Genomic DNA, 1774 nt, shown 5'->3' on the forward strand with positions numbered 1-1774 from the left:
TGACCGGAGGTAAAGGGCGCAGGCCCCGTCCTTCGGGGCGGGGTTAGCCCGGAGTCGGGCCGCAGCGCGAAGCTACGCAGGTCGGCGCTGCTGCTCGATGTACTGCCGCACCACCGTCAGTGGAGCGCCGCCGCACGAGGCGGCGAAGTAGGACGGCGACCAGAGGTGGCCGTGCATGATGGCGCGGTTCACGCGGCCGGTGAAGTCGCGGCGCAGGATACGGGCGGACACCCCCTTGAGGCTGTTCACCAGCGCGGACACGGCCACCTTGGGCGGGTGGTTCACGAGTAGGTGAACGTGGTCGTCCTCACCGTTGAACTCCTTCAGCTCGGCCTCGAAGTCCTCGCAGACCTTCCGCATCGTGGCTTCGCAGACAGGCAGCATCTCGTCGTCGAGGACCCCGCGCCGATATTTCGTTACGAAGACCAAGTGCACATGCATCGCTGAAACCACGTGCCTGCCGCGCCTGTAATCGTCGTTCTGAGCCATAGACCGAACGGTAGATTGGAGTCGTGCAGCTTCGGTACAACTTCCGCGTGTACCCGAGCGCCGGTCAGCGAGTGGCGTTGGCGAGGGCGTTCGGCTGCGCCCGCGTGGTCTTCAACGACGGGCTTCGTGCCCGTCAGGAAGCCCACCGGGCGGAGCTGCCGTACATCAAGGACACCGACCTCCAAAAGCAGGTCATCACTGAGGCCAAGCGCACCCCGGAGAGGGAATGGCTCGGCGAGGTGTCCTCGGTCGTGCTCGTGCAGTCGCTCCGCGATCTGCACACCGCGTACCGGAACTTCTTCAGCTCGGTCACCGGCAAGCGGACGGGCGCCAGGGTCGCGCCGCCCCGGTTCAAGTCCCGCAAGGACAACCGGCAGTCGATCCGGCTCACCGCGAACGGCTTCGCCCTGCGGGACAACGGGAAGCTGTACGTCGCAAAGGTCGGCGAACTGAAGGTCAAGTGGTCGCGGCGCCTGCCGTCCACCCCGAAGTCCGTCACCGTCACCAAAGACGCGGCGGGCCGCTACTTCGCGAGCTTCGTCGTCGAAACCGGCGACGAAACCCCGCTCCCCGAGACGGACGGCCAGGTCGGTATCGACCTCGGTCTCACGCATTTCGCGATCCTGTCCGACGGCACGAAAATCGACTCCCCGCGGTTCCTGCGCCGCGCGGAGAAGAAACTCAAGCGGGAGCAGCGCCGCCTCTCCCGCAAGGAGAAGGGCTCCGCGAACCGGGGCAAGGCCAGGGTGAAGGTCGCCCGCGCTCACGCGCGGGTGGCCGACGCGCGCCGCGAGTTCCACCACCAGCTCTCCACCCGGCTGATCCGCGAGAACCAAGCGGTCGCTGTGGAAGACCTGGCGGTGAAGGGCCTCGCCCGCACGCGCCTGGCCAAGTCCGTGCACGACGCCGGATGGTCGACGTTCGTGAACATGCTGGAGTACAAGGCCGCACGCTACGGCCGCACCCTCGTGCGCATCGGCCGGTTCGAGCCGACCTCCCAGGTGTGCTCGCAGTGCGGCGTCCAGGACGGCCCCAAGCCCCTGCACGTCCGTGTGTGGACGTGCGGGGCATGCGGGGCCGTCCTCGACCGAGACATCAACGCGGCGGTCAACGTCGCCAAGGCCGCCGGACTGGCGGCAACAGCCTGTGGAGCGCAGGTAAGACCGGAACGTGTTCCGGTACCGCGCCGTGAAGCAGGAACCCACCCAGAGCGACCCGCACCCGATCACAAGCCGGTGTGGGAGCAGATGGGAATCCCGGTCCTTCAGGGCCGGGAGGAAGTCAA

At 67.4% G+C, this 1774-nt stretch carries 2 protein-coding genes; one reads left to right on the forward strand and one right to left on the reverse strand.

The window, feature by feature from the left end; genetic code table 11:
* Positions 1–72: 72 nt before the first annotated feature.
* A complete protein-coding gene (gene tnpA, locus ACFYNS_RS31830; RefSeq protein ID WP_388606376.1) occupies positions 73–489 on the reverse strand; it encodes an IS200/IS605 family transposase in 417 nt (138 codons plus the stop codon).
* A 23-nt stretch (positions 490–512) separates the two neighbouring features.
* Here tnpA and ACFYNS_RS31835 point away from each other — a divergent pair.
* Positions 513–1774: RNA-guided endonuclease InsQ/TnpB family protein (locus ACFYNS_RS31835; protein WP_388606377.1), on the forward strand; the 1262-nt coding region annotated here is incomplete at its 3' end.

This window comes from Streptomyces sp. NPDC006925 (assembly GCF_042869575.1).
Taxonomy (GTDB): domain Bacteria; phylum Actinomycetota; class Actinomycetes; order Streptomycetales; family Streptomycetaceae; genus Streptomyces.